At 65.3% G+C, this 25,066-nt stretch carries 33 protein-coding genes; 10 read left to right on the top strand and 23 right to left on the bottom strand.

The genetic code is table 11. The features are described from left to right. Positions 1 to 9: 9 nt before the first annotated feature. Entirely contained in the window at positions 10 to 1,446 is a 1,437-nt protein-coding gene (gene pyk / locus PZ895_RS12405) for a pyruvate kinase (protein WP_275839305.1), read from the bottom strand. After that, positions 1,443 to 2,006, bottom strand: a complete 564-nt coding sequence (locus tag PZ895_RS12400) for a DUF1036 domain-containing protein (RefSeq protein WP_275839304.1) — start codon at positions 2,004 to 2,006, stop codon at positions 1,443 to 1,445. The genes pyk and PZ895_RS12400 overlap by 4 nt, the downstream gene beginning before the upstream one ends. A 187-nt stretch (positions 2,007 to 2,193) precedes the next feature. On the opposite strand from PZ895_RS12400, the gene PZ895_RS12395 reads away from it, so the two are divergent. The 3 genes from PZ895_RS12395 (at position 2,194) to PZ895_RS12385 (ending at position 3,727) form a co-directional block, all read left to right on the top strand. Continuing rightward, on the top strand, positions 2,194 to 3,000 hold the full coding sequence (locus tag PZ895_RS12395; protein ID WP_275839303.1) for an N-formylglutamate amidohydrolase: 807 nt from the start codon (positions 2,194 to 2,196) through the stop codon (positions 2,998 to 3,000). Between the two features lie 4 nt (positions 3,001 to 3,004). Continuing rightward, positions 3,005 to 3,313: a DUF1244 domain-containing protein gene (locus PZ895_RS12390; protein WP_275839302.1), complete on the top strand. Its 309-nt coding sequence runs from the start codon at positions 3,005 to 3,007 to the stop codon at positions 3,311 to 3,313. Between the two features lie 156 nt (positions 3,314 to 3,469). After that, positions 3,470 to 3,727, top strand: a complete 258-nt coding sequence (locus PZ895_RS12385) for a DUF2312 domain-containing protein (protein ID WP_275839301.1) — start codon at positions 3,470 to 3,472, stop codon at positions 3,725 to 3,727. A gap of 129 nt (positions 3,728 to 3,856) precedes the next feature. On the opposite strand, the gene PZ895_RS12380 is transcribed toward PZ895_RS12385, so the two are convergent. From PZ895_RS12380 to ykgO, 5 genes are all read right to left on the bottom strand, one after another. Then, positions 3,857 to 5,122: a pilus assembly protein TadG-related protein gene (locus PZ895_RS12380; protein WP_275839300.1), complete on the bottom strand. Its 1,266-nt coding sequence runs from the start codon at positions 5,120 to 5,122 to the stop codon at positions 3,857 to 3,859. 304 nt (positions 5,123 to 5,426) lie between these two features. Continuing rightward, entirely contained in the window at positions 5,427 to 7,526 is a 2,100-nt protein-coding gene (locus PZ895_RS12375) for an EAL domain-containing protein (protein ID WP_275839299.1), read from the bottom strand. A 61-nt stretch (positions 7,527 to 7,587) separates the two neighbouring features. Continuing rightward, positions 7,588 to 8,652, bottom strand: coding sequence for an alpha/beta hydrolase (locus PZ895_RS12370; RefSeq protein WP_275839298.1), 1,065 nt, complete (start codon positions 8,650 to 8,652; stop codon positions 7,588 to 7,590). Between the two features lie 67 nt (positions 8,653 to 8,719). Continuing rightward, positions 8,720 to 9,307, bottom strand: a complete 588-nt coding sequence (locus PZ895_RS12365; protein ID WP_275839297.1) for a tetratricopeptide repeat protein — start codon at positions 9,305 to 9,307, stop codon at positions 8,720 to 8,722. A gap of 106 nt (positions 9,308 to 9,413) precedes the next feature. Then, positions 9,414 to 9,539, bottom strand: coding sequence for a type B 50S ribosomal protein L36 (gene ykgO, locus PZ895_RS12360; RefSeq protein ID WP_252911966.1), 126 nt, complete (start codon positions 9,537 to 9,539; stop codon positions 9,414 to 9,416). A 210-nt stretch (positions 9,540 to 9,749) separates the two neighbouring features. Between ykgO and PZ895_RS12355 the strand changes: the two genes are divergently transcribed. Then, positions 9,750 to 10,655 (top strand): alpha/beta hydrolase, encoded by a 906-nt coding sequence (locus tag PZ895_RS12355; protein WP_275839296.1) that lies wholly within the window; start codon positions 9,750 to 9,752, stop codon positions 10,653 to 10,655. 5 nt (positions 10,656 to 10,660) lie between these two features. Here the strand turns inward: PZ895_RS12355 and PZ895_RS12350 are convergent, their stop codons facing one another. From PZ895_RS12350 to PZ895_RS12340, 3 genes are read right to left on the bottom strand one after another with little or no spacing between them, the layout of a single operon-like run. Beyond that, positions 10,661 to 11,755: a 5-(carboxyamino)imidazole ribonucleotide synthase gene (locus tag PZ895_RS12350; protein ID WP_275839295.1), complete on the bottom strand. Its 1,095-nt coding sequence runs from the start codon at positions 11,753 to 11,755 to the stop codon at positions 10,661 to 10,663. Next, the gene (gene purE / locus PZ895_RS12345) at positions 11,752 to 12,249 is read right to left on the bottom strand and encodes a 5-(carboxyamino)imidazole ribonucleotide mutase (protein ID WP_275839294.1); all 498 of its coding nucleotides are present in this window, start codon (positions 12,247 to 12,249) and stop codon (positions 11,752 to 11,754) included. Before purE ends, PZ895_RS12350 begins: the two co-directional genes overlap by 4 nt. Before the next feature lie 21 nt (positions 12,250 to 12,270). Beyond that, a complete protein-coding gene (locus tag PZ895_RS12340) occupies positions 12,271 to 12,474 on the bottom strand; it encodes a YdcH family protein (protein ID WP_275839293.1) in 204 nt (67 codons plus the stop codon). 226 nt (positions 12,475 to 12,700) lie between these two features. Between PZ895_RS12340 and PZ895_RS12335 the strand changes: the two genes are divergently transcribed. Further along, positions 12,701 to 12,880 (top strand): DUF465 domain-containing protein, encoded by a 180-nt coding sequence (locus PZ895_RS12335; RefSeq protein WP_275839292.1) that lies wholly within the window; start codon positions 12,701 to 12,703, stop codon positions 12,878 to 12,880. Positions 12,881 to 12,979: 99 nt separating this feature from the next. Here the strand turns inward: PZ895_RS12335 and PZ895_RS12330 are convergent, their stop codons facing one another. From PZ895_RS12330 to PZ895_RS12320, 3 genes are all read right to left on the bottom strand, one after another. Further along, positions 12,980 to 13,243 carry a metalloregulator ArsR/SmtB family transcription factor gene (locus PZ895_RS12330; RefSeq protein WP_275839291.1) on the bottom strand — a complete coding sequence of 88 codons (264 nt, stop codon included), beginning with the start codon at positions 13,241 to 13,243 and terminating at the stop codon, positions 12,980 to 12,982. Then, the gene (locus tag PZ895_RS12325; protein ID WP_275839290.1) at positions 13,240 to 14,514 is read right to left on the bottom strand and encodes an MFS transporter; all 1,275 of its coding nucleotides are present in this window, start codon (positions 14,512 to 14,514) and stop codon (positions 13,240 to 13,242) included. The genes PZ895_RS12330 and PZ895_RS12325 overlap by 4 nt, the downstream gene beginning before the upstream one ends. Positions 14,515 to 14,652: 138 nt before the next feature. Next, complete coding sequence (locus PZ895_RS12320) at positions 14,653 to 14,847, bottom strand: DUF1192 domain-containing protein (protein ID WP_275839289.1); 195 nt, start codon at positions 14,845 to 14,847, stop codon at positions 14,653 to 14,655. An 82-nt stretch (positions 14,848 to 14,929) separates the two neighbouring features. Here PZ895_RS12320 and PZ895_RS12315 point away from each other — a divergent pair, with 82 nt between their 5' ends. Both PZ895_RS12315 and PZ895_RS12310 read left to right on the top strand, forming a co-directional pair. Continuing rightward, on the top strand, positions 14,930 to 15,934 hold the full coding sequence (locus PZ895_RS12315; RefSeq protein WP_275839288.1) for an NAD(P)H-quinone oxidoreductase: 1,005 nt from the start codon (positions 14,930 to 14,932) through the stop codon (positions 15,932 to 15,934). A 138-nt stretch (positions 15,935 to 16,072) separates the two neighbouring features. After that, positions 16,073 to 16,777 (top strand): BA14K family protein, encoded by a 705-nt coding sequence (locus tag PZ895_RS12310; RefSeq protein WP_275839287.1) that lies wholly within the window; start codon positions 16,073 to 16,075, stop codon positions 16,775 to 16,777. A gap of 15 nt (positions 16,778 to 16,792) precedes the next feature. Here PZ895_RS12310 and PZ895_RS12305 read toward each other — a convergent pair whose 3' ends face one another. From PZ895_RS12305 to PZ895_RS12295, 3 genes are all read right to left on the bottom strand, one after another. Next, positions 16,793 to 17,206, bottom strand: coding sequence for an SH3 domain-containing protein (locus tag PZ895_RS12305; RefSeq protein WP_275839286.1), 414 nt, complete (start codon positions 17,204 to 17,206; stop codon positions 16,793 to 16,795). 119 nt (positions 17,207 to 17,325) lie between these two features. After that, positions 17,326 to 17,619 (bottom strand): YkgJ family cysteine cluster protein, encoded by a 294-nt coding sequence (locus PZ895_RS12300; RefSeq protein WP_275839788.1) that lies wholly within the window; start codon positions 17,617 to 17,619, stop codon positions 17,326 to 17,328. Between the two features lie 85 nt (positions 17,620 to 17,704). Further along, positions 17,705 to 18,082: a DUF6481 family protein gene (locus PZ895_RS12295; RefSeq protein ID WP_275839285.1), complete on the bottom strand. Its 378-nt coding sequence runs from the start codon at positions 18,080 to 18,082 to the stop codon at positions 17,705 to 17,707. A gap of 162 nt (positions 18,083 to 18,244) precedes the next feature. On the opposite strand from PZ895_RS12295, the gene PZ895_RS12290 reads away from it, so the two are divergent. From PZ895_RS12290 to PZ895_RS12280, 3 genes are all read left to right on the top strand, one after another. Beyond that, the gene (locus PZ895_RS12290; protein WP_275839284.1) at positions 18,245 to 18,562 is read left to right on the top strand and encodes a hypothetical protein; all 318 of its coding nucleotides are present in this window, start codon (positions 18,245 to 18,247) and stop codon (positions 18,560 to 18,562) included. A 68-nt stretch (positions 18,563 to 18,630) separates the two neighbouring features. Then, on the top strand, positions 18,631 to 19,359 hold the full coding sequence (locus PZ895_RS12285) for a L,D-transpeptidase (protein ID WP_275839283.1): 729 nt from the start codon (positions 18,631 to 18,633) through the stop codon (positions 19,357 to 19,359). A gap of 200 nt (positions 19,360 to 19,559) precedes the next feature. Continuing rightward, positions 19,560 to 20,255 (top strand): DUF1013 domain-containing protein, encoded by a 696-nt coding sequence (locus tag PZ895_RS12280; protein ID WP_275839282.1) that lies wholly within the window; start codon positions 19,560 to 19,562, stop codon positions 20,253 to 20,255. Positions 20,256 to 20,316: 61 nt separating this feature from the next. On the opposite strand, the gene PZ895_RS12275 is transcribed toward PZ895_RS12280, so the two are convergent. The 7 genes from PZ895_RS12275 to PZ895_RS12245 all read right to left on the bottom strand — a co-directional run bounded on the left by PZ895_RS12275 (position 20,317) and on the right by PZ895_RS12245 (position 24,480). Beyond that, positions 20,317 to 20,838: a hypothetical protein gene (locus PZ895_RS12275; RefSeq protein ID WP_275839281.1), complete on the bottom strand. Its 522-nt coding sequence runs from the start codon at positions 20,836 to 20,838 to the stop codon at positions 20,317 to 20,319. Between the two features lie 82 nt (positions 20,839 to 20,920). Continuing rightward, entirely contained in the window at positions 20,921 to 21,148 is a 228-nt protein-coding gene (locus PZ895_RS12270; protein ID WP_275839280.1) for an NINE protein, read from the bottom strand. A 42-nt stretch (positions 21,149 to 21,190) separates the two neighbouring features. Further along, the gene (locus PZ895_RS12265) at positions 21,191 to 21,916 is read right to left on the bottom strand and encodes a YafY family protein (RefSeq protein ID WP_275839279.1); all 726 of its coding nucleotides are present in this window, start codon (positions 21,914 to 21,916) and stop codon (positions 21,191 to 21,193) included. A 12-nt stretch (positions 21,917 to 21,928) separates the two neighbouring features. Further along, positions 21,929 to 22,300 (bottom strand): VOC family protein, encoded by a 372-nt coding sequence (locus PZ895_RS12260; RefSeq protein ID WP_275839278.1) that lies wholly within the window; start codon positions 22,298 to 22,300, stop codon positions 21,929 to 21,931. Positions 22,301 to 22,381: 81 nt separating this feature from the next. Beyond that, positions 22,382 to 22,546 carry a hypothetical protein gene (locus PZ895_RS12255; protein ID WP_275839277.1) on the bottom strand — a complete coding sequence of 55 codons (165 nt, stop codon included), beginning with the start codon at positions 22,544 to 22,546 and terminating at the stop codon, positions 22,382 to 22,384. Positions 22,547 to 22,604: 58 nt separating this feature from the next. Then, complete coding sequence (locus PZ895_RS12250) at positions 22,605 to 23,393, bottom strand: SDR family oxidoreductase (protein ID WP_275839276.1); 789 nt, start codon at positions 23,391 to 23,393, stop codon at positions 22,605 to 22,607. A gap of 829 nt (positions 23,394 to 24,222) precedes the next feature. Then, positions 24,223 to 24,480 (bottom strand): type II toxin-antitoxin system RelB/DinJ family antitoxin, encoded by a 258-nt coding sequence (locus PZ895_RS12245; RefSeq protein ID WP_275839275.1) that lies wholly within the window; start codon positions 24,478 to 24,480, stop codon positions 24,223 to 24,225. Positions 24,481 to 25,066 lie beyond the last annotated feature (586 nt).

The raw sequence follows: 25,066 nt of genomic DNA, 5'->3' as shown, positions 1-25,066 counted from the left end.
AAAGCGGGCCTACAGCCCGCTCTTGCCGTCCGATGCGATATAGGCGATGCGCAGCATGTTCGTCGCGCCGGGCGTTCGCAGCGGAACGCCGGCGGTGATGATGATGCGATCGCCCGGCCCGCCGAATTCCTCGCGGTGGGCGATGCGGCAGGCGCGGTCGACGACGTCGTCGAGATCGCTCGCATCATCGGTCACCACGCAATGCGTGCCCCAAAGCAGCGACAGGCGCCGCGCGGTCTCGATGACCGGCGACAGGGCGATGATCGGCACCTGCGGCCGTTCGCGCGCGACGCGCAGGCCGGTCGTGCCCGATCCGGTGTAGCAGACGATGGCGGAAAGGTTCAGCGTGTCGGCGATCTGGCGCGCGGCGAGCGCGATCGCGTCCGGTCCGGTCGCTTCGGGCTCGGTGCGCTGGGCATTGATGATGCCCGGATAGAGCGGATCGCGTTCGACCTGGACGGCGATGGCGTTCATCGTCGCGACGGCCTCGACCGGATATTGCCCGGCGGCCGATTCGGCCGAAAGCATGACGGCGTCGGCGCCCTCGAAGACCGCGATCGACACGTCCGAGACCTCGGCGCGTGTGGGCACCGGTGCGGAGATCATCGATTCGAGCATCTGGGTCGCGACGACGACCGGCTTGCCGGCGCGGCGCGCCGCCCGTGTGATCTGCTTCTGGATGCCGGGCACGGCTTCGAGCGGCATCTCGACGCCGAGATCGCCGCGCGCCACCATCAGCGCATCGGACAGTTCGATGATCTCGGCGAGCCGCGCGACGGCCTGCGGCTTCTCGATCTTCGACATGATCGCGGCGCGGCCACGCGCGATCTTGCGCACTTCGGCGATGTCCTCGGGCCGCTGGACGAAGGACAGAGCGACCCAGTCGACGCCGGTCGCCAGAACCGCATCGAGGTCCTTGCGGTCCTTCTCGGTCAGCGCGCCGACCGGCAGTTCGGTGTCGGGCAGCGAGACGCCCTTGCGATCCGAAATCTTGGTGCCGGACAAAACGGTGCAACGCACCTTGCGCCCGTCGGTCTTTTCCACGCGCAGCGCCAGCCGGCCGTCATCGATCAGCAGCCGGTGGCCCGGCTGGACGGAGGAGAGAATTTCGGGATGCGGAAGCTGGACACGGGCTTTCGTTCCCGGCGCCGTGTCGTCGTCGAGCGTGAAACTCTGGCCGATCTCGAGCGTCTCCGCGCCGTTTTTGAACTTGCCGACGCGCAGCTTCGGCCCTTGCAGATCGGCCAGGATGCCGATCGGGCGCTGCACCTCCGCCTCGACCTTGCGCAGCCGCTCGACCAGCGTGCGCATCAGTTCGTGGCTCGAATGGCTCATATTGATGCGGAAGACGTCGGCGCCCGCATCGAAGAGCTTGCGGATCATCGCCTCGTCGGAAGAGGCCGGGCCGAGCGTTGCGAGGATCTTGACCTTGCGGCTGCGTCTCATTGGGTGCCATCCGGCGTCGCGCCGTTTGAGGTCTGGTTGGGCGTCGCGCCATTGGCCGGGGCCGCGCCGCCGGTCACGGCCGGCAGTCCGTTGCCGGCCGGCTCGTCCGTCAACTGCACCATCCAGCTCGATTGTTCGCGGGTGTCGTATTCCTGGAATCCGGCGCGCTGGAAACCGCGTGCGAAACAGTCGCCCGGGCCGGAAATCTTGAACTCCCGCTCGGCCACGCACATGTTGATCTCGCCTTCCCAGCGCCCGCCGCGCTGGGCGTCCTCGGCATAGAGATAGTAGTAGCGCGAGGCGAGCGCGCCCTCGATCAGCGTCTTGCAACTCGACGCCTCGATATGCCACCAGCCTTCGGTCACCCAGCCCGCCTGCGCGCGATAGCCGATGGCGACGCCGACGAGGCTTTGCGTCGCGTTGCAGACGCGGAAATCGGCAAGGGCGGGAGCGGCGCTCGCGCCGAAACCCAGACCCGCCAGGATCGCCAGAAGCGGCGCGCGCCTTCGATACCGCCGCGCGACGGGAGAAAGGGTGCGCATGAAGCGTGAAATCAGCATGGTTTCAACCTTTTCGGCAATCCGCCGGACCTTGTCAACGCGCGAAGGACGCAGGACAAATCGATTTAGGCCGATCGTCAGCGACGATCTTGTCGCATGAAGGACATTGCACCAGCCTTGCGCCGCACCCGATCTTTCGTCCATGACAGGCTCTGCCTGCCCGCCCCTCAAGAGGATCCGCCATTCGATGACGCGCGACGCTCTCTTCAATCCCGTCGAACTGGTCGAGGGGGACCGCACGCGCGGCATCGTCCTTCTGGCCGATCACGCCCGCAACGCGCTGCCCGACGAATATGGCGATCTGGGCCTGCCCGCGAGCGAATTCGCCCGCCATATCGCCTATGACATCGGTGTCGAGATGGTCACGCGCGGGCTGGCCGCCCGGCTTCGCGCCCCCGGTGCAATGGCAACCTATTCGCGGCTGCTGATCGATCCCAATCGCGGCGAGGACGATCCGACGCTGATCCGCCAGCTCTATGACGGCACCATCGTTCCGGCCAATTATCCGATGAGCGCAACCGAGCGCGCGCGCCGGCTGGAGCGCTACTACCGGCCCTATCACGACGCGGTCGGCGCGCTGGTCTCTTCCGTCGCCCATGCGAGCGCGGCGGCGCCCTTCATCGTCTCCATCCATTCCTTCACGCCGCACATGCAGGGCAAGCCCCGACCCTGGGAGATCGGCATCCTGTGGGATTCGGACCCGCGCGCCGTCGAGCCGATGCTGGCCGCTTTGCGCGCCGATCCGGCGCTGACGGTCGGTGACAACGAGCCCTATGACGGTGCACTGCGCGGCGACACCATGTTCAAGCACGCCATCGTCGAGGGCTATGCCCACCTGCTGATCGAAATCCGCCAGGACCTCATCGCCGACCAGGCCGGCGCCGACGCCTGGGCCGACCGGCTGGCGCCGATCCTTGACGCGATCAACGGTCGGCCCGACATTCACGTCGCGCAGCAGTTCGGCTCGCGCACCGGCCCGATCTTCGAAGGATGAGATGATGACGGAACTCACCGACACGCAACGCCAAGCCTATGAGGCTGCTGCCTTCCGCCGGCTCCTGACGCATCTGCGCGAGCGCAGCGACGTCCAGAACATCGACCTGATGAACCTTGCCGGCTTCTGCCGCAACTGCCTGTCTAACTGGTATCGCGATGCCGCCGAGGCGGACGGGGCGGCGCTCTCCAAGGACGAGGCGCGCGAGATCGTCTACGGGATGCCCTATGCCGAATGGCAGGCAAAGCACCAGAGCGAGGCGAGCGCATCACAGAAGGCGGCTTTCGAGGCGGCGCGGCCGAAAGACCATTGACCCTGCCGCGCGGCTGAGGCAATCAAGCGCCCGATCCCTCCCCCGGCGACTCGACGGGTCCGGTCCGGCGAGGCGGATTTCCATTTCATGGCGCTGGCGATGCACCGGAGCCTCAGCTCGACGACGACACCTATCAAGCGACTAGGACCGAACATAATGGCAGACGAAGTAAGCGATTCCTCCCAAGCCGTTGCCGCCGGGCAGCTGCGCTCTTTCATTGAACGTATCGAACGCCTGGAGGAGGAGAAGAAGGCGCTCGCCGACGATATCAAGGAAGTTTACGCGGAGTGCAAAGGCACCGGATTCGACGTCAAGGCGGTCCGGCAACTGATCAGAATCCGCAAGCAGGACAAGGCCGAGCGCGAGGAAGCGGAAGCCATTCTCGACTTGTACATGAACGCTCTCGGCATGTGACTGTGGAACTGCACCGGGTTCCCCTGAGACCATTTGGTCCGGCAAGCAATGCCGTCGAAAGCCGACTGCAATGTGAAAAGTCCGTAAATATCCATGGGCTTTCCGGCTCTGCGCATCGAGGTCGCTTTGTCAACGGATCAGGGAGAGCGAGGCCTCGGCTTCGATCTTGCGACCCGCAAATTCGTCCTCGCAGTCGCTCTCGAAAGTCGAATTACCGGTCATTTCGATCGTATCGGCGATGATGCGCAGGCATTCGGGGGCGGCATTGGCGGTGGCGTTGCCGGCGAACTGCACATGCGCCGAGGGCGCGTAGATGATGCCCGAAACCGCCGAGCCGGACGTGCCCAGAATCTGCATGGCGTTTCTGTTGCCCTGCTCCTGATAGACGCTGATACCCTTGTAAGTCCCGCTGGTCGGCGGCGAAAGCTGCACGATCTGGTTTGCGCCGATCGACATGGCCGCATCGTCGAGCAGGAAGATGGTGACACCGGGCGCGGTGAGCGAGCCATTGCCGTTCAGGCTGATGCTGCCGCCACGCAGGATGTAGGTGCCGGGCTCCATCACGACCTCACCTGAAATGCGCTCGCCGCAATAGGTGCCTGGCTTCAACGATTTTGCCTTGCCGGTGCCGACGGCCTTCTGGCAGTTCGTGTAACTGGGAATGGTAACGTCCCTCATGGGGTCCGTGCTTTGCCAGCGACGCTCCAGCGGGGCTTCGCATTCGAGGTCGGCGAGACTGGAACCGAAGCCGTTGACGGTACCCACGGTCGTCACGCATTCGGCCTTGATCTTCGCTGCGCCGCCGCGCGATATCGCGCCTTCCGCGCTCGAATTTGCCGCCAACACGCAATGCGCCATGCTGACTTCGGTCGACCCCTGGATCTTGACAGCCGACGCGGCTGTTCGATTGAGCGCCAGAATGCAGGCCGGCAATCCAGCCGCCATGCGCACGCTCGCCTGCCGCGTGACGTTCCATTCCACCGAAAAGGACGTGATCCCCTCGTGCCGGAACGAGGCGGTGACACCGCGGACGAGTTCGCCCTCCGCCGCCTCGCCGAGGATCGCCTGCGCCTGCAAATCCACCAGAAGGACAGCGAAACTGTCCGGGTTCGTCGGCGCGATGTAGCTGAAATCGGGATACGCGCCTGACCAGTTGGCGAGATTGGCCTGGAAATAGGCCTCTGCCTGCGCCACGGTCGGCACGGTACCGTTCATCTCCAGATTGGCCATAGCGAGCGCCGTCGCATCGAGTGCCTGCTGCACCTGCGATGCCTTGCGCTGTGTCTGTGCGATATCGACCGCACCAGCCACTGCCGTCACCACCGGAATCGCGGCGATGGCAAAGATCGCCGCGAAATTACCGCTCTCCGAAACTGCAAAGCGCTTCAACATCATGTTGATCCCCAGCCTTGGGCATCAAGATCGGATGCGCGCGGTAACAGGCCGTGAAAATCATCGTTCGCATTTTACCGGACGGCGAAATCGTTTGGCTGACAGTGCCAACCGAACAGCAATGCCCGACCGTCATCGTGGTTGCCGATGCTGACCATCAGCCCTGGTGCCGCGACGGCTTCGCATTCGTCCGAAGCGACTGCCGCTCCGGTGTTCATTCAGTTGCCGGAACACTTTCGAGGTAAGCGATGATGTCAGACAGTTCGGATAGAGGGACCGGCCTCGTCATATAGGAGCCGCAAGAAGTTCACATGGCGGCGCGGCCGCGTTCCAGACTTGTCACGATGTCATCGAGCGGTTCGGGGCGGTGCAGGAAGAAGCCCTGCCCGTACCTGATGCCGAGGCCGGCCAGCAGCGCCAGCGTCCCGTCATCCTCGATCTTCTCGGCCACGACGGTCAGGCCGATCGCCTTGGCGACGTCGTTGATCGCGCGCACGACGGCCTGGTCGAATGCCGAACCGGCAAGGTTCTCGACGAAATCGCCATTGATCTTGATGCTGTCGACCGGGAAGCGGCGCAGATAGTCGAACGAACTGAGGCCCGAGCCGAAATCGTCGAGACTGACCCGGCACTTGCGTTCGCGCGCGGCATGGACGAAGCGCTCGGCCGCCTGGAAATTGGTGACGGCTGCCGTTTCGGTGATCTCGAAGACGAGATTGGAATGGCTCGCCTGCGAGGATTCGACCTCGCGGTCGACGAACTGCCAGAGGCCCGGGTCGCTGAGCGTCTGCGCCGACAGATTGAAGCCGAGCACCAGGTCGCCCTCGCCGCGCATGGCGTTGCCGTGGCGCTGGAGGGCGGTGCGGACGATCCATCTGTCGAGACGCGCCGCCATGCCGAAGCGTTCGGCGGCGGGGATGAAGGCGGCGGGCGCGATGAGCTTGCCGTTCCGATCTACGAGGCGCGCCAGAACCTCGCAGCGGTGCGAAACGCTCCACGGTTGCCCCAGAATGTGGATCTGCTGGCCGAAGAGGAGCAGCCGGCCGTCCTCCATCGCATCGATGGTCTCCGACACGATGCGCGCCGCGGTGAGGCCCGAGGTGGAGGCGCCGGGTCCCTCGCCGAATGCCATGCAGCGATTGCGTCCCGACGCCTTGGCGGCGTAGCAGGCGTCGTCGGCGCGGGCGAGCGCGTCGGCGGGCGAAATCGCGGCGTCGCAGATCAGCGCATAGCCGATGCTGGCACCGAGCTTGGGCGAACCTGCATTCCCGCCGAAAGAGGTGTCGGCGATCTCGCTCAGGATCGCGCGCCCGAGGCCGGCCATGTCCTGCCCTTTCGCAATGGGCGCGAGGATGGCGAACTCGTCGCCGCCGAGGCGCGCGGCGATGCCCCCTTCGGGAAGGGCGTTGGCGATGATGCCGCCGATGATCTGCAAGGCACGGTCACCGGCGGCATGACCGGCGAAGTCGTTCAGCGCCTTGAAGTAGTCGAGGTCGATATAGTAGATCGCGAAATGACGTTCGGCGGCGCCCGCCAGCGCGGCGGCGAGTTCGACGTCGAATGCGCTCCGGTTCAGAAGCCCTGTGAGCTGGTCGTGACGGGCGGCATGGTCCAGCGCCTCTTCGCGCAGGCAGGCGTCGGTGACGTCGCGCACCGTGCCGACGAACTGTCCGGCCCCGCCGAATTCGGCAACGAAGCAGACCAGCGTCTCGATATGCCGGACTTCGCCGTCCGCCCGGATCATCCGGTAGCGTAATTGAACCGTCTCGCCGGTTTCGCGCGGCATCATGTGCTCGCGTTCGGCGCGTTCGCGGTCCTGCGGATGAAGCTGCGCGCTCCAGTAGTCGAGCGGGACTTCTCCGTCGATCGCCGGCAGCCCGTATATTCCGTGCGTGCGCGCATCCCAGAAGCTGGTGCGGGTTTCGAAATCGTGATGCCAGATGCCGGTGCCGCTGGCGGCGAGTGCGAGGCGAAAACGGGCGTTGATCTGGGCGAGGCGGTCTTCGGCGTGCTTGCGGCGGGTGATGTCGGTCTGCACGCCGACCACGCGCGAGGGCTTTCCCGATTCGTCCCAGGCGACGATGCCGCCGCGATCGAGAACCCATACCCAGTGCCCGTCCTTGTGGCGCAGGCGCATTTCGGTATCGATGCGCTCGGACAGTCCGGCGATATGCCGGTCGCCGCTGGCAAGGGCGTGTTCGCGGTCGTCGGGATGAAGCAGCGTCAGCCACAGATCGGGATCGTCGGGCAGTTCGCCCGGCGCATAGCCGAGCATCCGCAACCAGCTCGGCGAGTAATAGCAGCCGCCGCTGGCAAGATCGGCATCCCACACGCCGAGCCCCGCGCGATCGATCGCGTGCGCCCAAAGGTCGCTTCGCGCGCCATTTTTCTCGTCTTCGCCAGTCATGCCCCGTCTCGACCGCGTTTTCCCCGAGGCGCAAGCTGGACCATAAAGCCAGAAGAAAACGTTAAGTGGCGGGCGCGGCCTGCGGTTCGACGGGTTCGGCGCAGGTTTCGACATTGAAGGCGTCGCCGGCGATGCGGTCCTGAACGATCAGCGAGAGGGCCTGAAGGTCGATGTCGCGCCCGGCCAGTTTCTCGACGGCGGCGACCGTCAGCTCGGGCGCCAACCAGTCGGGCTTGTGGCCGAGATTGCGCACCCACACCCCCTCGGCGCCGGCAATGTCGCGGATCAGACCGCCCGAATGGATCTCCTCGAAGACGACGGTGTCGCGGTCGCCCGAGATCACCACCGTCGGCGCATCGATCTCGCCATAGCGTGGCGAGGCGGCCAGTGCGTGTTCGTAGAGCCCTGCGACGTCGATGGCGTTGGCGCGGAAGGTGGCCGGGCGCAGGAGAAGCGCGATGCCGGCCTCGTCGAGATAGGTTTCGGACAGCGCGTTCGGCGAGAAGACGCATTGCGAGGCGGCGCGCATCCTCGCCCACGCGCCCGGCAAAGCCAGCGTCTCGACGAACAGCCGGCCGACGAAGGGCCGTGCCGCCAGATCATAGTACCAGGACGTGTCGCCGCCCGGCCAGGGATGGCTGGCGGGCGCGAGCAGCACCAGCCCGCGCACCTTTTGCGGATGGTCGAGCGCCAGCGACGTCGCCACCGCCGCGCCGAAGGAATGCGCGACGACGATGGCGTCCTCGATATCGAGTTCGTCCATCAAGGCGGCGATGGTCGCGGCCTGGCCGAAGGGCGTCTCGTTATTGCCCGGCCCGCGCGCCGACCAGCCATGGCCCGGCCGGTCAAGGAACAGAAGCTCGGCCCGTCCTTCGAGCGCGGCGCGCACCGGGAGCATCTGGTCGCGCAGATTGCCGCTCGCGCCATGGATGAAGAGCACCGGCGGCAGGTCCGCCTCGCCTTGCGCGCGCAGATGCAGATGATGCATCCGCGTCTCGTTGACGGTGGTGAAGGTCCCGATCGGCGGGTTGCGGCGCTCGATCAGCCACGCGCCGACGCGGGTGACGCCGACGAACATCAGGATCAGGGCAAGGAAGAAGGCCGCCGCGGCGGTCAGGAGGTTCATGCGGTCGCGATGCTTGTCCGTTGGGCACCGGATTGCGCGCGGCGATCCCGGTTCGGTTGCGGGAAACTCAGATGCCTTCGCCGGCCAGTTCGTCGGCGAGCGTGCCGACCTGATCCTGCGCGTTGCGCATCATCGGATAGACATCTAGCACGCGCTCATAGGCCTTCAAGGCCGGTTCCTTGCGCCCGGTGCGCTGAAGGATCTGCGCCATGCCCGCCAGCGCTCCGAAATGGCGCGGTTCGAGACGCAGCGTGCGGTCGATGTCCGACATGGAGAGCGCGTAATTGTTCATCATGAAGTGGACGGTGGCGCGCCGGTTCCAGCCCTCGGCATAATCGGGCGACAGCGTCACCACCTGGTCGAGAAGATCGAGCGCGGTGTCGAACTTGCGCGCCTGCATCGCGACCGAGGCCCATTGCATCAGAAGATCGATCGAGCGGCTGCCCGAGCGGGTCCATTCGCGCTGGATACGGCTCGCGATCCGCGCCGCCGCCGCCTCGTTGCCGCTGCGTTTCAAATCGTGGAAGAGGTCGTCGAGGGAAGAGCCGGCTGAACGCTCGATCGCCGGTGCCGCGACCGCTTCGCTCTCCCCGGCTGCATGGGCAAGGCCGGTGGAGAGGAGAATCACGAGCGCGCATGACAAAACGTTCCGCATGACAGGCATGGTATGCCCGACATGCGGAACGTCAAACTGAAATGTCCGTGAGGCGGGAAGTCCGCCTCGAACCTCCGCTCGCAGTCCCCGACGGGACCGCTGCGGATCAGCCCTGGCGCGCCTTGAAGCGCGGGTTGGACTTGTTGATCACATAGATGCGGCCCTTGCGGCGCACGAGGCGGTTTTCGCGGTGACGGCCCTTGAGCGCCTTGAGCGAGTTCTTGATCTTCATGGGTCTGCCCGTTTTTTCTTATTGCCCTTTATCGGGCGCCAAACTGAAACGACGCGCCACGAGGACGCGCCTGAAATCGTTGCGCTGGCTCATAGCGGAGGAGCAGCCGGGCTGTCAACTGGAGTCGCTTGTGCGGGGCGAGTGGAATGGTGGGCGTTCTCGCTTTATGTGGTCGGTTACGTCGCCTCCATCGAATGACAACGCATTTCGATGAACCAGGTCGTAACATACGCGACGCTACGGGAGCCGAAGTTGGAGAGTGCTGTGCAATTCGTTGATAATAAAGGCATCAGGATCGCTACCGAAGCGAGAGGAACAGCGAGGCGCGGGACGATCCTACTTGTGATGGGGGCAACGGCTTCGATGCTTTGGTGGCCGGAGAAATTGATCGACCACCTGTCGGCCGCCGGATATCGCGTCATTCGATTCGATCATCGCGACACTGGCCTTTCCACCACGAATGCACCTGGAAATGTTTGCTACGATCTGAATGATCTGGTTGGTGACATACTGGCTATCCTGGATGCATATGGAGTGGAGGATGTGCATCTCGTGGGGATGTCGCTTGGCGGCTATCTGTCGGAGATTCTGGCGCTGAGGTATCCTGAACGGGTGAGGACGCTAACCTTGATTGCGTCAGAACCCGTCGGGCTCGACTACGAAGCAGAGGGGATAGCGGTCGAGTTCATGGACCATTTTGGTCAGATGGCAGGTCTGGACTGGTCGGATCAAAACGCTGTCGAAAATTTCATGCTCGGTATTGCAAGACTGAGCAGTGGTCCGGCCATACCGTTCGATGAAAAAGCCGCGTTGGAGCGGATACGGGGCGAATTGGATCGGACTTCTTCAATTCAGAGTGCGTTCAATCATTCGGCAATAGGCGGGGGGATGGATCAAAGCCTGACGGCAGCTTCGTTGAAACTCCCCGTTCTGGTGATTCACGGAACCGAGGATCCGATCATCTCCGTGAAGGCTGCCTATCGAACATTCGAAGCCGTGCCCGGAACTGAACTGGTATTACTCGAAGGTCGGGGGCATGAGTTGCCCGCAAAAGACATTCCGGAAATCGCTGCCGCGATCGTGCGCCAATGTTCCAGTTGCGAACGATCGCTTTGACCGGCTTATCGCCGCTTCTCACCCCCGCTCCGCATCACCCGCGTAAAATGCCCCATCTTGCGCCCGGGCCGGGCTTCGCTCTTCCCATAAAGGTGCAGCACCAGATCCGGCTCCGTCAGCAGTGCTTCCGCCTGCCCCACCTCATCGCCGATCAGATTCTCCATCACGCAATCCGAGTGGCGTTTCGGGTCGCCGAGCGGCAGGCCGGTGATGGCGCGGATGTGTTGTTCGAATTGCGAGACGGTGCAGGCGGCTTCGGTCCAGTGGCCGGAATTGTGGACGCGCGGGGCGATTTCGTTGGCGATGACCGAGCCGTCGCCGAGCACGAAAAACTCGACGCCGATGACGCCGACATAGTCGAGCGCGTCGAGGATGCGGAAGGTCGCCGCGCGCGCGGCTTCCAGCGTCTCGGGCGCGACTTTCGCGGGCACCGTCGAGCTTTTCAGGATGCCGCCGCGATGGAGGTTCTCGGCCGGGTCGAAGGCGGCTTTCGTCCCGCCCTGGCCGCGCGCGGCGACGACCGAGATTTCGGTCGCGAAGGGCACGAAGCCCTCGAGGATCAGCGGCACGCCGCCCATGCCCTCATAGACGCCGTGCGCCTGGTCGCCGCCGGCGTCGCGGAAGACCTTCTGGCCCTTGCCGTCATAGCCGAGGCGGCGCGTCTTCAGGACGCCCGAGCCGCCCATCAGGTCGAGCGCATCGGCAAGCTCAGCGCCGCTGTCGACGGCGCGGAAGGGCGCGGTGGGGATGCCGGCCTTGTTCAAAAACTCCTTTTCCGTCAGCCGGTCCTGCGCGACTTCGAGCGCGCGCGGCGGCGGATGGACGGCGTGGCCGGCGGCAAGGCTGCGCGCGGCTTCCACCGGCACGTTCTCGAATTCGTAGGTGACGACGTCGCTCGCCGCGCCGAGCCGCGCCAGCCCGTGCGCGTCGTCATAGGCGGCGACGATCTGTTCGTTCGCCACCTGGGCGGCCGGGCAGTCGCCCTCGGGGTCGAGGATGACCGTGCGGTAGCCAAGCCGGGCCGCCGCCATGGCCAGCATCCGGCCGAGCTGGCCGCCGCCGATGATGCCGATCGTCGCGCCGGGCCTGAGCGCGCTCATGCCTCGTCCTTCGGCCGTTCGGCCACGGCCTTCGTCTGCCTGTCCCGCCAGGCGTCGAGCCGTCCGGCGAGCGCGTCGTCGCTCAAGGCCAGCACGGCTGCGGCCATCAGCGCGGCGTTGATCGCGCCGGCCTTGCCGATGGCGAGCGTGCCGACGGGAATGCCGGCCGGCATCTGGACGATGGAGAGAAGCGAATCCTGCCCCGAAAGCGCCTTCGATTCGACCGGCACGCCGAAAACCGGCAGCGGCGTCATCGCCGCCGTCATGCCCGGCAGATGCGCCGCGCCGCCGGCGCCGGCGATGATCACCTTGAAACCATCCGCCTTAGCGCCCCTGGCGAAATCGTAGAGCCGGTCGGGCGTGCGGTGGGCGGAAACGATGCGCGCGTCATATGCGAGGTCGAGCGCGGCCAGCGTCTCGGCCGCGTGGCGCATCGTGGCCCAGTCGGACTGGCTGCCCATGATGATGGCGATTGGGGCGCGTTGGTCGGCCATGGCGATGCTCCGTCCGGCCTGTCAGGCGATGATGTCGGGGATGATGCCGTCTTCCAGCTTGGACAGTCTGTCCTTGAGGGCGAGCTTCTTCTTCTTCATGCGCTGGATCTGGAGCGGGTCGCAGCCGACCTTCATCATGGCGTTGATGGCCGCGTCGAAATCCGCATGTTCCTGCTTGGTCCGGGCAAATTCGAGACGAATCTCCGCCTGATCCTGTTCCGACATCTTCACCGTCTAAAGAATGCGAGCGGCGCTCGCGGGTGCAGGCCGCGCGTCGCACAGTCCTCGTCGTCGATTCATAGCACATGTCGAATCGTCAGCAAATGCTACTACGAGATGTTCGACAGGTTTCGAAAGCGGTGGCAGACTGTCATCGTGCTGTCATATCCGGTTCCCGCCGGGAGCCGGACGGCAGGCACGCAAACGAGGAACCAGGAAGGGAGAGCCCGGAATGTCTCTTGCGTCCCACTTGCAGGAACTCCAGCGTAAACACGGCGACATCGAACGCCGGATCGACGAGGCGATGCTGCATCCGTCGACCGATCCGCTCGAAATCGCCACCCTCAAGCGGCGAAAGCTGGCCCTCAAGGACGAAATGGAAAAACTCCGGTCGCATCCGACCCGACACTGAGCGGCGTTCGCTCGGCGCATCGGGCGAACCGGTGCGAAAGTCAGACAAGGCAACCTGCCGGTGGCGCCAGCGCCGCCGGCTTCGTTTTTTCAGGGACGTTCAGCCCTGCCAGAACTGGTCCAGCCACAAATTGAGCTTCAGGAATCCCGCCTCCTCGACACGGTAGACGCGGCGCGTGCCCTCGGTGGTGACCGATACCAGACCTGCATCGCGCAGCGCCTTCAGATGCTGCGAGACGGCCGGCCGCGAGACCGGCAGCCCCTGCGCCAGTTCGTTGACGGTCTTCGGGCCGCGCCGCAATTCCTCCAGAAGGTGGCGCCGGTTGGCGTCGGCGATGGCCGCGAAGGCGTCGGCGCGGCTCATGCGGCGTCCTGGCGTTCGGCCGTGTCGGCCTCGTCGTCCATGTCGCTGCGCGGGTCGAGCAGCACGGCCTGCGGCGTGACGGCGCGTTCGGACGGCAGCGTCTTGAATGCCTCGCGATCCTCGATCGGCACCGGCGCGCGGCGCGAGATGCGCAGGAGCGTGTAGCCGGCCAGCACGAAATGCGGCAGCGCCGTCGCCAGGAACAGGCTTTCGGGCCGCATATAGTCCATCAGCGGCGCGCCGAGGATCGGGCCGATCATGGTGCCGAAGCCGTAGAGCAGCAGCAGCCCCCCCGACACCTTGACGAAATCCTCCGGGCTCGCATGGTCGTTGGCGTGCGCGACGGCGATCGAATAGAGCGTATAGGCGAGCATTCCGTAGGCCGCCGTCATGACGAGGACGGCGATGCCCGAGCGCGGCATGGCGACGAAGATCAGGAGCGCGATGACGCCGCAGCCGGCCGCCGCGCCGGCCAGCACGTAGCGCCGGTCCATCCGGTCGGAGAGCCGCCCGACCGGCATCTGCGCCAGCGCGCCGGCCAGCACCACGAGGCTCATCATCAGCGCGATCTCGAAGGTCGAGATGCCGATCCGCGCGCCATAGACCGCGCCGAGCGTGCCCCATGCGCCGTTGGCGATGCCGACGAGGAGGCAGGCGGCGGAGGCGACCGGCGAGTTGCGGTAAAGGCCCTTGAGGTCGAGCGAGACGCTTTGCAGGGGCTTCGGCGCCATGGCGGAGGAGATCGCGGTCGGGATCAGCGAGGCGCAGAACAGGATGCCGGCCATCATGAACAGCGAGCCGTTGCCGATGTCGGCCGAGGCGACGACCATCTGGCCGGCCATGATCGAGGCGTAGGTGACCATCATGTAGAGGCCGAAGACCGTGCCGCGGTTCTCGTTCGACGAGCGCTCGTTGAGCCAGCTTTCGATGACCATGAAGGCGCCGGCCATGGCGAAGCCGGTGAACATGCGCAGGATGATCCAGGCATATTCGTTGATCCAGATGCCGGTCATCAGCGCGACGATGGAGGCCGAGGCGGCGAAAGCGCCATAGGCGCGCACATGCCCGACCTTGCGCACGAGGCGCGGCGCGAGATAGCAGCCGGCGACGAAGCCGACCGCCCAGGCCGTGCCGAGCAGGCCGAGCGCCGTCGTCGAGAATCCTTCCGCCTGGCCGCGCAACGGCAGGATGAGGCCATGCAGGCCCGATCCGGCAAGCAGGAAGGCGGTGCCCCAGAGCAGAGACAGGACGGGGCGGAAGGACATGAACATCAGGCGAATCTCATAGCGTTCGAAGCGGCATCGAGGCGCCGGGACAATAGACCCTTTACGTCGTTTTGACGGCGCGGGTGCGACAGCCGCATCGGCAAAACCGTCGCCTCAGGAGATATCCGCGCACGCCTTCGCCCGTCATGTCCGCTTGAAGAGCGCCTCGGCGGCCGAGCGCGTGGAACTCTTGCCCGCCATGTCGGCTTCGAGGCGGGCGATCTCCGCCTTCAGCGCCTCGATCCTGTCGCCCAGTTCACCGACCGACAGCAGCGACAGATCCTGTCCGATTTCGTGAATCGGCGTCTTTCGGATCGGTTCGTCGTCGAAAATGGCCATGGCGCATTTCTCCGGTTTGATCGCAACCGGCTAAACCTACATAAGGAGACCTTGCCGATCAAATCCCCCGAAGGAGCGACAGATGAGCCAGAGCCTGCCGGAAAAGATGACCGCGATCGCGATCACCGAGCACGGAGGACCGCTCGTCCTGAAACCTGAGCGGCGCGGCCTGCCCCAATTGCGCGCGGGCGAGATCCTGATCCGCGTCAGGGCGGCGGGCGTCAACCGGCCGGACATCCAGCAGCGCAAGGGCGCCTACCCGCCGCCGCCCGATGCCTCCGACCTGCCGGGACTGGAAGCCGCCGGCGAAGTCGCCGCCGTCGGGCCGGGCGTCACGCGCTGGCGCGTCGGCGATGCCGTCACGGCGCTGACGCCGGGCGGCGCCTATGCCGAATATTGCCGCGTCCACGAGACCAACGCGCTGCCGATCCCGCATGGCTATACCTTCACCGAGGCCGCCGCGATCCCGGAAACCTTCTTCACCGTCTGGCACAATGTCTTCCAGCGCGGCGGATTGCAGCCGGGCGAGACGCTGCTCGTCCATGGCGGCTCGTCGGGCATCGGCACGACGGCGATCCAGATCGCGACGAAGCTCGGCGCGAAGGTCGTCGTCACGGCCGGTTCGAAGGAGAAATGCGAGGCTTGCGAGGCGCTCGGTGCGGTGCGGGCGATCAATTACCGCGAGGAGGATTTCGTCGCGGCGGTGAAGGAGACGACCGGCGGCAAGGGCGTCGAGGTCATCCTCGACATGGTCGGCGGCTCCTATGTCGGCCGCAATTACGACGCCGCCGCCATCGACGGGCGGATCGTCCAGATCGCGACGATGAGCGGCGCCACGGGCGAGGCGAACTATTCCAAGCTGATGGTCAAGCGGCTGACCCATACCGGCTCGACGCTGCGCCCGCGCACCACCGAGTTCAAGGCGAAGATCGCATCCGAACTGGAGGCGCGCATCTGGCCGCTTCTGGCCTCGCGCGAGATCGCGCCGGTGATGGACATGATCTTCCCGCTGAAGGACGCATGGCGCGCCCATGAGCGGATGGAGGAGGGCGACCATGTCGGCAAGATCGTGCTCGACGTCGCCTGATCGCACGCGCATGAATGCCGGTTCGCACCGCCGCCGCGTCATGGGCGGCGGCGGCGCCGCGGCCTTCCGGACGGCGAATCGGGGAACCGGGGCATACCGATTCGCATTCTCCCTTCAGTCAACGAAATGGAGAACCCGATGAAACCCCTTCTCGCCGCCGCCACAGGATTCACGCTGTCGCTGGGCATGTTCGCGGGAGGGGCCGTGCTCGCCACCTATACGTTGTCCGCAAAGCCGGTTGCCGTGAAAGCCGGCCCGGCCCAGGATGTGGCGGATCTCTGGACCGCCGAGCCGAGGACGATCGATCAGGACGATCAGGATCTGGAGCGCATTGCAGCCGCGCCGCTTCCGGTCGAACCCGAGGCGATGATCGCCGACGATGACGGCGAGCCGAATGAGATCACCCTGGCAAGCGCCGATCCGATGGCGTGGCCCGAGTCGGATCCGGCAATCGACGAGATAACGACGAGCGCTACCCGATCGGCACTGCCGTCGGCTGCGGATGAGATGCGCGATGCCGGATTGCCGGTCGCGCATCTGCAATGGTGCGCCGATCGCTACCGTTCCTATCGGCCCGAGACGAACAGCTACACGCCCTATAGCGGCGGCAGCAGGATCTGCGTTTCGCCCTATACCGAAGCAGCGCAGAGCGAAGGCGGCGCGATGGTCGTGCAGGCGTCCGCTCGAAACCTCCCCGTTGCGGAACCGGCATCTGCGAGCGGGCGCCATGTCGAGATGACGTCGCGCCATCTCCAATCCTGCTTCGACCGCTACCGCTCCTACCGCCCGGAAGACAACACCTATCAGCCTTATGGCGGCGGGCCGCGCCAACAGTGCCGGTAAACGCCCTTTTCGCGCCTAGCGGGCTTCGGCACTCAGATAGCGATTGTAGATCCAGCCTTCATAGTCGGGCGTGGTGACGAAATGCCAGTTGCCGTCGACCTGGAGCGAGCGCACCCGCGTTCCGGCAGGTGCGGTCCATACGATGCCGAAATTGGAGGACGGCCCGCTGCGCAGCCGCACATTGGCAGTCGTGGTGAAGATGTCGGCCTGCAATTCGGGCTCGGCGTTTTCGACGGGTTCTTCGGGCACGGGCTCCGTGCTGGCCGGCGCTGCGGGGGTCGGCTCCGGTTCGGACGGTGCCGGCTCCGGCGCGCTCGGACGAATGGCGCTGACCTCGATCGGCTCGGTGCGCTCGATCGGCGACCACCAACCGATCCCCAATGCCGCCACGAGCAGCAAGGCTCCGAAAAATGCTGTTGCCGTTCTCATCCGGCACTCCGAACTGTCATGAGCGCTCTATAGACCGTCGCGCCTTCACATGAAGTTAAGCGAGCCTGACCGGTGCGTGAAGGGCGTTCAGAAAAAAGCTCCGGCAGCGAAGGTCCAGGTCAGAGCCCATAGGCGCGTCGCGCCATCAGGCAATCGTCCCCGCCGGGCGCGCATTCGCGGCAGACCACCGGACGGATCGCGTAGACGGAACAGGCGGTCGCATGTCCGACTTCGCCGCGCAGCGCCGCGCAACGCGATCCGTCGCAGGCCATGCCGGTGAGGTCGGCCGAGACAAGCGATTGCGGAATGAGCGCAAGAGCCGCCTCGTCCTCCGTCGAAAAACGCGGCCAAGCCGACGAATAGGCGCAGCACGCGCCGCAGCTTTGGCAATCCGCATCCGACAGCGCGCGGATTTTCAACCCGCTCGACGCGGCGTGAGCGGGATGGGAAAATCGCAATGTCGGCGGGCGCGGCCCGCTCGCCGGGAGCCGCTTCAGCTTACTTGCGCGCCTTGCGCGCTGCATAGCGGGCGTCGCGCGCGGCCTTGCGCTCCGCTTCATATTGCATGACCTGCTCGATACGGGCCTTGTCTGCTTCTTCCTTGGCAAGGCGATCGGCATTCGCGGCCAGTTCGGCAGCGGCCTTGCGTTCTTCTTCCTCGCGCTTGAGGCGCTCGGCCTTTGCGCGCCTTGCCTGCTCGCGTTCGGCCGCGCGCTTTTCGCGTTCGGCGGCGATGCGTGCGCGCTCGGCCTGCTTGGCGCGCATTTCGGGCGAATCGAGTGCTGGACGCGCCTTGAACTTTTCGAGAAGCTCTTTCTTGGCGGCGTCGGCCGCAGCGCGGCGGTCCTGGAAATTCTGGTGCTTGGAGATCGACAAAATCGGCTTTCTTCTGCGAGAGGGAGGGCTCCCTTTAGAGAATATCCGCGCCGACTTCCAGCCGGCATCCGCGCGGCGGCGTCAACAAAAGCGTCATGGGCGGAGCGTATCCAATTCGATGCCGAACCATTCTCGCCACTTTGTGCCTCTACCCGACACGGCATGACCTGCCTTCGGCCCCTGTTCCTCATTCTCGCCTTCTGCCTCGCCTTCACCGCGCCGGCGCAGGCTGGAGGCTGGCCGGGCGCCGGAAGCGAAACTTGTCGCCATCTGACCGCGGGCGCGAAAGCCACGCAGGTGACCGCCCCCGATGCGATCGCGCAGGACGGCATCGCCGCCGCCTGCCATGCGATGTGCGCCATCGTCGAAGCGGACGCGACCCTTCCTGCCGATGATAGCGGCGCGGACCGCGCGAGCATCGAACACAGCCTCGATCTGTCCCTGCGACCTTGGGGCATCGAACGCCCCCCGAAGGTTTGAGCCCGATCATCGCGCGCGCCCTGCCACGGGCGCATGATTTACCGCTCACTTCAGTCTTCGAGGCAATCATGACCATCATTTCACCCGGCCCCGGCATTGCCGGGCGCGTCGGCCGCCGCTTTTTCATGCTGGGCGCCGGCTCGCTCGTACTTTCGGGGTGTGTCTCCTCGCCCCAGCCGCAGGTCGCCCCGCCGGCGCCTGCGCCCGAACCCGCGCCGCGCATCCGGCCGCTTATGTACGATGCGCTCCCCGAGGAGCCATTCTCCGTTCCCGCCGTCGACGTCGATCAGGTCGATCCGCAATGGTGGCGGGCCGAGGTCGATTACGACACCGAGGAGCGGCCGGGCACGCTCGTCGTCGATACGGCCGCCCGGTATCTCTACCATGTCGGCTCCGGCGGGCGGGCCACACGCTACGGCATCGGCGTCGGCCGCGACGGATTCGCCTGGCAGGGCCGCGCCATCGTCGCCTACAAGCGCAAATGGCCGCGCTGGACGCCGCCGGATTCCATGGTCGCCCGCCAGCCGGAGCTGGAACCGTACAGCATCGCCAATGGCGGCATGGCGCCGTCCGCGACCAATCCGCTCGGTGCGCGCGCGCTCTACATCCACGAAAACGGCCGCGATACGCTTTACCGCGTCCATGGTACACACCAACCCTGGTCGATCGGCAACTCGATCTCGTCGGGCTGCATACGCCTGTTGAACCAGGATGTGATCCATCTCCACGACAAGGTTCGCGATGGCAGTCCGATCGTCGTCATGCACGATGGCGGCATGGAGATCGCCGCCGCCTGAGGCGGCTTTTGAGGCGTGAGCGGCGGCGGCCAGCACCGGCGCCGCCCACGCGACCTCCGATCGGCCGTGCTTCATCCGCGTTCGAGGATTGTTGCGAGACGGTCCAAATCTCGTTATATGGCATGTTGATTTTCCCAATATCGGTGGCTCTGCCCACCGCCCGCGGCAGGGACCGCGGGCGAACAGGAAGGATTTAATTCATGGCCAACACGCTTCTCATGCCCAAGGCCACGGCCGTCTGGCTGGTCGACAACACCGCTTTGTCCTTCGATCAGATCGCGCATTTCTGCACGCTGCATCCGCTCGAAGTGAAGGCTATCGCCGATGGCGAGGCCGCGCAGGGCATCAAGGGTCTCGACCCGGTCATGACCGGCCAACTCTCGCGCGAAGAGATTGCCAGGGGCGAGGCGGATTCGAACCATCGCCTCAAGCTGTCCGAACCCAAGGTCCGGGTGCCTGAAACCAAGCGCCGTACGCCGCGCTACACGCCCGTCTCCAAGCGCCAGGACCGGCCGAATGCGATTTTGTGGCTGGTGCGCAACCATCCCGAACTGAAAGACGCGCAGATTTCGCGCCTCGTCGGCACGACGAAGTCGACCATCGAGCAGATTCGCGAGCGCAAGCACTGGAACGCGGCCAACCTCGTGCCGATGGACCCGGTGACGCTGGGCCTGTGCTCGCAGATCGATCTCGACCTCGAAGTCCAGAAAGCCTCGCGCGGCCAGCCGGCGGCCGAGCCCGTCGGCGGCACGCTGCTTCCGGCGCGCGAGACGGAGTCTCTCGAGGTGGGCGAGGATCGCGACGAGCAGGAACTCGACGCCGATGCCGTCTTCGCCAAGCTGTCGTCGCTGAAGTCGACCCAGCCGGACGAAGACGAGGACGACAACCGTTATTGAGCATGTTGACGATCGAATGCAAAAAGGGCGCCGCGCGGCGCCCTTTTTCGTGTCCGGGATTTTACTTCGCGTCGCGTTTGGCCTGCGCCACGGCCCCGGCCTTGCGCTGGCGGCCAAGCTCCATCGGCCGCACCAGGTTCTGGCGGCGATCTGACGCGGTCTTGCGCATTCCCTTGTGGGCGTGACGAGTGTTGGCAGGCGCGTCGTCGCCATCGGCCTTCTGCTTCAGCTTCAGCGCCTTTTGCGACAGTTCCGCCTGCGAGACCTGCGACGCCATGCGCTCGCGCCGGGCCGCTTCGGAATTCAGGCGGCGCATCGCCGTTGCGAGGACTTCGAGCTTGGCCTTGTTGCCGGATGCGGACGCGGCCGGCTCGGCCCCCTTGGGCGCCGCCTTGCCGCGCATCTCGCGCCGCCGGCGCTGCACCTCGCCGCCCGCCTTGTCGCGCCGTTCGCGCAACAGCTTGACCAGCGAGGACAATTCCTTATCGTCGAGATCCTGCAAGGCGGGATGGTGCGACTTCGCCACCAATTCGCGCTCGTCCTTGTCGAGCGCGCGCTCTTCCTGCTTGCGTGTCATCGCCATGGGTCATCTCCCCTTTTCTTCCGATTGCGGATGTTCAGCCAGACAACGGTGAGCGGCGCGGATCGTTGCGCGATAAAACGTCTCAGCGCAGCCGCCCCGCCTCCATCGTCTCGACGCGGCGTTCGAGGTTGGCCTGGCGGACCATGGAAGGCAACAGGAAGAGGTCGATGATCTGGCCGATGCCGAGCAGGCCCAGCGTCAGGAGCCAGAGGAGGCCGGTCCAGATACGCCCGGTGTAGAAGCGGTGGAGGCCGCAGAAGCCGACGAGGCCCAAGAGCCAGAGAAGAAATGCAACGGGTCCCGATTTCATGCGCCTCGCTCCAACCAATCGTTTCAGCCGAGAGATAGGTGGTCAGGTCGCCTTTTGCGAGCGGATATGCGCCCAGTCGCGCGCGGCCTCGTCGCGCTCCATCTGGCGGTAGAAATCGGCGAGCTGCTTGCCGCGCTCATGCCTGAAGACGCGGCCGTCGCAGGCGATGGAGGCGATGCGGTCGATGCGGAAGGCGCGGAAGTCACCGCGCAACTCGCACCAGGCGACGACGGTCCACACCTTGCCCCAGAACCACAGGCCGAGCGGGCGGATGTCGCGGCAGGACGATTGGCCGGCCTCGTCGCGATAGTCGATCTTCAGGGCGTGGCGCGCCTCGACGGCGCGTTCCAGCGTGTCGATCGTCCGGCGCTCTTCTTCCGAGACGACCCAGAGCGGCATGTGGATTTCGGTGCGGTCGATGCGGCTGCGCTCGGCGTCGGGCAGGACGGCCGAAATCTTGACCAGCGCCTCCTCGGCCGCGCGCGCCATCGCCGCGCCGCCGAAGGCGCGCACCATGCGCGCGCCGGCGACGAGGGCGACGATCTCGTCACGCGTGAACATCAGCGGCGGAAGGTCGAAGCCTTCCCGCAGGATGTAGCCGACGCCTGCCTCGCCATCGATCGGCACGCCGGTCGACTGCAAATCCGCGATGTCGCGATAGATGGTGCGGTCGGACACTTCCAGCCGCTTGGCCAGCATGTGCGCCGTCACCAGACGGCCACCGCGGAGATATTGCACGATCTGGAACAGCCGGTCGGCGCGCCGCATCTGGCCTTATCCTCAACTGAACAGGCCGAAGCTGTTGCCGTCGGGATCGAGGCAATAGCAAAAGCGGCCGGCCGGTATGGATATCACGGGCGAGACGACCTGTCCGCCATTGGGCGACACACGCTCCATCGCGGCCTCGAGGTCCGAGACCGCGAGATGGATGGTGGGGCCGGTGCCGGGGGCGGCGGGCTTGCCGGGGTAGATGTGGCCCGAAACGCCTTCGCGCATGTTGGCGACGGCGAAATTCGCCATCGGGTTCGGCGCGTCCTTCTGATCTTCCAGGTCGTGGCCGGTGACCGTCGCGTAAAAGGCCTTGGCCTTTCCCATGTCGGTGACCGGGATTTCGAACCAGACGGCGGCGTTCTTCGGCAGATGATGGCTCATGGCGGTCCCTCTCGCGGAGCGGTGAATTGGCATGATGCGCCACGCCTCCTGACAGCATTGTGTCAGGAGGCGCGTGGCGCGTCAGAGGGTCCACAGATGCGGCCAGCCGGTCTTGAGCCGCGTGCGGCGGGGTCCGGGCCAGCCGATGTCGCGGCGGATGTCCGGCGGCAGCGCGTCGATGAGCATTTCCGTGCGGCGGCGGGCGACGGCCCGGCGCAGGCGGTCGATGAGATTGGTGTCGTGCATTTTTCGTCTCCCTTTTCATGGAAGACGATCATGCGCCACCCCTCCCGACAGCCTCCTGTCATGAGGATTTGACCGGCACCGTATAATTCAGCGGCAACCGCCCGCCATCGGCGTAGATGGTCTGGCCGGTGATGTAGGAGGCGTCGTCGGAGGCGAGGAAGGCGGCGACGGAGGCGATTTCGGACGGCTCGCCGATGCGACCCATGGGCGTGCGCGACAGGATGCGGTTCTTGGCCGCCGGGTCGGCATTCACGGCCGACAGCATGTCGGTCATGATCGAGCCCGGCCCGATCGCGTTGACGCGGATGCCGTAGGGCGCGAGCGCCAGCGCCATGACCTTGGTCAACTGCATCACGCCGCCCTTGGAGATCGAATAGGGCACCTGGTTGGGCAGCGCGAAGACAGCGTTGATCGACGACATGTTGACGATGGCGCCCGCCGGCTTGCCGTCATTGACCTTGTCGACCATGAAGCGGGCGACGGCCTGCCCGGCCAGGAACGAGCCTTTCAGATTGACGGCGAGGACGCGGTCGAAATCCTCCTCGGAAATCTCCAGGAACTCCGCGCCGTGGACGATGCCGGCATTGTTGACGAGGACGTCGATGTCGCCGAAGGCGTCGATGGTGGCTGCGACCATGTTGTGGACGTCGAGCCGCTTCGACACGTCGGCCTTCACGAAGCGCGCATCGCCGAGCTTTTGCAGATCGGCCTCGGCGCGTTCGCCCTTCTCGACATCGATGTCGGCGAACATCACGCGGGCGCCCTCGCGCAGGAAGCGCTCCGCGATCGCATAGCCGATGCCGCCGGCCGCCCCCGTCACGATCGCCGTCTTTCCGTCCAGTGCCATGTCGTCATCCTTTTTCGTTCGGGGCGTTATAGCGGGTGGGGGCGAGGGGGAAAAGGCACGAGCACGCGCGCGTCTTCGGCACCGCGCCGCATCGGCCGGATCATGGACAGGAAGATCGGGAAGGCGGCGGTCTGCGTCTCGCTTCCTGATTTCTAATTGTAACGCGATCCGCAGACCGTCGCCCGGTGTCTGTCGCGCTTTCGGCCGGTCACAGACGCGCCTTTGAAAAAGGTGCGCCCGCGGCTTTTCCCGCATGGGTTTTGCGCTTCTGCCCCGAAGGCATCGCCCGCCACCCACGCCGACCTGTCCCGCGCCCTCACGTGCCTGTGGTTTACCACGCCACAGGGGAGGCCACCGCCGCCCTGCCAAATCCCGGTCCGGACCGGTTCCCGTCAGAGCGATGGGACGGATTGTAGGGGAGGTTTTGGGAAGGGGGATAAGATTTGTGGATATGGGTTTGCCAGGCGCCCCCTCCACCGCCTTCGGCGGTCCCCCTCCCCCGCTTCGCAGGGGAGGATTAGGGTAGCGGCCGTCCTCGACCTAGAGGGTCCTCCCCTGCGAAGCGGGGGAGGTGCCGAGCACCGCGAGGCGGAGGGGGCGGCGACGGTTCAGTATCTGCGGACTTCATCGAATAAGTTGCAACGTTGCGCGAATGGACAGACCGAGGCCTGGATTCCTGTGCCAAGCACAGGAATGACGACCTTCATGGACGTGTCCGCAAATCGCGAACGACGGAGACTGGCACCGCCCTTGCCTCCGTCATTCCTGTGCTTGTCACAGGAATCCAGGCTTCGCCTGACCCGTCACGCTCAGCGTGAGTGTTCCAAGTTCAAATCTTGAGATCGTCGAAAAGCTCGTCGGCTGAGGCGTGCAGTTTGCTCTTGCCCTGTTCCAGTTCCGTCATCGCCTTTCGCGTTGTGGCGTTGGGGACTTTGACCGCAAACGGGAACGCCTTGTCGGCGGCGACGCGGACGAGAAGCAGGCGAATGGCGTCGGAGACGGACAGGCCCATGGCCGCCAAGGCTTCGGTGGCCTGATCTTTGGTTGCGCTGTCGATGCGTGCGCGGACTACGGTGTCGGTGGACATGACAAACTCCAATCTAGCTACATCCTAAAAAGATTTCCACGTTTGCGATTGGATGTTGACTCGGTATGAAGGCCACGGCGGCCGCACATCAAGCGTCAGATTTACGGCATTCACCACTGGATTTCCGACAAGCATCTCGGCAATTACCTTTCCGAGATGACATGGCGCTACAATCGCCGAGACGTGCAGGACGGCGACCGCATTCTTCGGGCGCGTCGATGGCCGGCTCACATACAAGGCGCTGATCGCATGACCGGCAAGAAATACGAAAAGCACTCTATCTCGCCATAGATTTTGGCGAAGCCCTAGAGTGATTCGGGACAACCGACCCGAAAGAGGTCAAGGATCTGATGGAGCGCGCTAAAGAGAAGAAGCCGCCGGGACCAGAGACGGCCCCGGCGGCCAAGACCCGCCGGAAGGCTACGCCGTCAAGCAGGACAAAGCCTACTTAAGGCTTAGCCGCAGCAGCGGCTGTGGGCTCGCACATACTCGATCCGGCCGAACCGTATGCGAATATAGGCGCGCACCAAGTGACATACGCGTGAGCGCAGTCCCATTTGGGCACTCCTGGTTAGGGCGTGCCGCT

Source organism: Mesorhizobium sp. YIM 152430, from assembly GCF_029210365.1.
Lineage (GTDB): Bacteria > Pseudomonadota > Alphaproteobacteria > Rhizobiales > Rhizobiaceae > Aliihoeflea.
Note: the sequence above shows the minus strand (reverse complement) of the source record. Positions and strands in the feature narration are given on the sequence as shown.

What these genes read in the sequence shown, in the direction of transcription:
- pyk (WP_275839305.1), bottom strand. Translation starts at nt 1,446, where the DNA reads ATGAGACGCAGCCGCAAGGTCAAGATCCTCGCAACGCTCGGCCCGGCC.
- PZ895_RS12400 (WP_275839304.1), bottom strand. Translation starts at nt 2,006, where the DNA reads ATGCTGATTTCACGCTTCATGCGCACCCTTTCTCCCGTCGCGCGGCGG.
- PZ895_RS12395 (WP_275839303.1), top strand. Translation starts at nt 2,194, where the DNA reads ATGACGCGCGACGCTCTCTTCAATCCCGTCGAACTGGTCGAGGGGGAC.
- PZ895_RS12390 (WP_275839302.1), top strand. Translation starts at nt 3,005, where the DNA reads ATGACGGAACTCACCGACACGCAACGCCAAGCCTATGAGGCTGCTGCC.
- PZ895_RS12385 (WP_275839301.1), top strand. Translation starts at nt 3,470, where the DNA reads ATGGCAGACGAAGTAAGCGATTCCTCCCAAGCCGTTGCCGCCGGGCAG.
- PZ895_RS12380 (WP_275839300.1), bottom strand. Translation starts at nt 5,122, where the DNA reads ATGATGTTGAAGCGCTTTGCAGTTTCGGAGAGCGGTAATTTCGCGGCG.
- PZ895_RS12375 (WP_275839299.1), bottom strand. Translation starts at nt 7,526, where the DNA reads ATGACTGGCGAAGACGAGAAAAATGGCGCGCGAAGCGACCTTTGGGCG.
- PZ895_RS12370 (WP_275839298.1), bottom strand. Translation starts at nt 8,652, where the DNA reads ATGAACCTCCTGACCGCCGCGGCGGCCTTCTTCCTTGCCCTGATCCTG.
- PZ895_RS12365 (WP_275839297.1), bottom strand. Translation starts at nt 9,307, where the DNA reads ATGCGGAACGTTTTGTCATGCGCGCTCGTGATTCTCCTCTCCACCGGC.
- ykgO (WP_252911966.1), bottom strand. Translation starts at nt 9,539, where the DNA reads ATGAAGATCAAGAACTCGCTCAAGGCGCTCAAGGGCCGTCACCGCGAA.
- PZ895_RS12355 (WP_275839296.1), top strand. Translation starts at nt 9,750, where the DNA reads ATGAACCAGGTCGTAACATACGCGACGCTACGGGAGCCGAAGTTGGAG.
- PZ895_RS12350 (WP_275839295.1), bottom strand. Translation starts at nt 11,755, where the DNA reads ATGAGCGCGCTCAGGCCCGGCGCGACGATCGGCATCATCGGCGGCGGC.
- purE (WP_275839294.1), bottom strand. Translation starts at nt 12,249, where the DNA reads ATGGCCGACCAACGCGCCCCAATCGCCATCATCATGGGCAGCCAGTCC.
- PZ895_RS12340 (WP_275839293.1), bottom strand. Translation starts at nt 12,474, where the DNA reads ATGTCGGAACAGGATCAGGCGGAGATTCGTCTCGAATTTGCCCGGACC.
- PZ895_RS12335 (WP_275839292.1), top strand. Translation starts at nt 12,701, where the DNA reads ATGTCTCTTGCGTCCCACTTGCAGGAACTCCAGCGTAAACACGGCGAC.
- PZ895_RS12330 (WP_275839291.1), bottom strand. Translation starts at nt 13,243, where the DNA reads ATGAGCCGCGCCGACGCCTTCGCGGCCATCGCCGACGCCAACCGGCGC.
- PZ895_RS12325 (WP_275839290.1), bottom strand. Translation starts at nt 14,514, where the DNA reads ATGTTCATGTCCTTCCGCCCCGTCCTGTCTCTGCTCTGGGGCACCGCC.
- PZ895_RS12320 (WP_275839289.1), bottom strand. Translation starts at nt 14,847, where the DNA reads ATGGCCATTTTCGACGACGAACCGATCCGAAAGACGCCGATTCACGAA.
- PZ895_RS12315 (WP_275839288.1), top strand. Translation starts at nt 14,930, where the DNA reads ATGAGCCAGAGCCTGCCGGAAAAGATGACCGCGATCGCGATCACCGAG.
- PZ895_RS12310 (WP_275839287.1), top strand. Translation starts at nt 16,073, where the DNA reads ATGAAACCCCTTCTCGCCGCCGCCACAGGATTCACGCTGTCGCTGGGC.
- PZ895_RS12305 (WP_275839286.1), bottom strand. Translation starts at nt 17,206, where the DNA reads ATGAGAACGGCAACAGCATTTTTCGGAGCCTTGCTGCTCGTGGCGGCA.
- PZ895_RS12290 (WP_275839284.1), top strand. Translation starts at nt 18,245, where the DNA reads ATGACCTGCCTTCGGCCCCTGTTCCTCATTCTCGCCTTCTGCCTCGCC.
- PZ895_RS12285 (WP_275839283.1), top strand. Translation starts at nt 18,631, where the DNA reads ATGACCATCATTTCACCCGGCCCCGGCATTGCCGGGCGCGTCGGCCGC.
- PZ895_RS12280 (WP_275839282.1), top strand. Translation starts at nt 19,560, where the DNA reads ATGGCCAACACGCTTCTCATGCCCAAGGCCACGGCCGTCTGGCTGGTC.
- PZ895_RS12275 (WP_275839281.1), bottom strand. Translation starts at nt 20,838, where the DNA reads ATGGCGATGACACGCAAGCAGGAAGAGCGCGCGCTCGACAAGGACGAG.
- PZ895_RS12270 (WP_275839280.1), bottom strand. Translation starts at nt 21,148, where the DNA reads ATGAAATCGGGACCCGTTGCATTTCTTCTCTGGCTCTTGGGCCTCGTC.
- PZ895_RS12265 (WP_275839279.1), bottom strand. Translation starts at nt 21,916, where the DNA reads ATGCGGCGCGCCGACCGGCTGTTCCAGATCGTGCAATATCTCCGCGGT.
- PZ895_RS12260 (WP_275839278.1), bottom strand. Translation starts at nt 22,300, where the DNA reads ATGAGCCATCATCTGCCGAAGAACGCCGCCGTCTGGTTCGAAATCCCG.
- PZ895_RS12255 (WP_275839277.1), bottom strand. Translation starts at nt 22,546, where the DNA reads ATGCACGACACCAATCTCATCGACCGCCTGCGCCGGGCCGTCGCCCGC.
- PZ895_RS12250 (WP_275839276.1), bottom strand. Translation starts at nt 23,393, where the DNA reads ATGGCACTGGACGGAAAGACGGCGATCGTGACGGGGGCGGCCGGCGGC.
- PZ895_RS12245 (WP_275839275.1), bottom strand. Translation starts at nt 24,480, where the DNA reads ATGTCCACCGACACCGTAGTCCGCGCACGCATCGACAGCGCAACCAAA.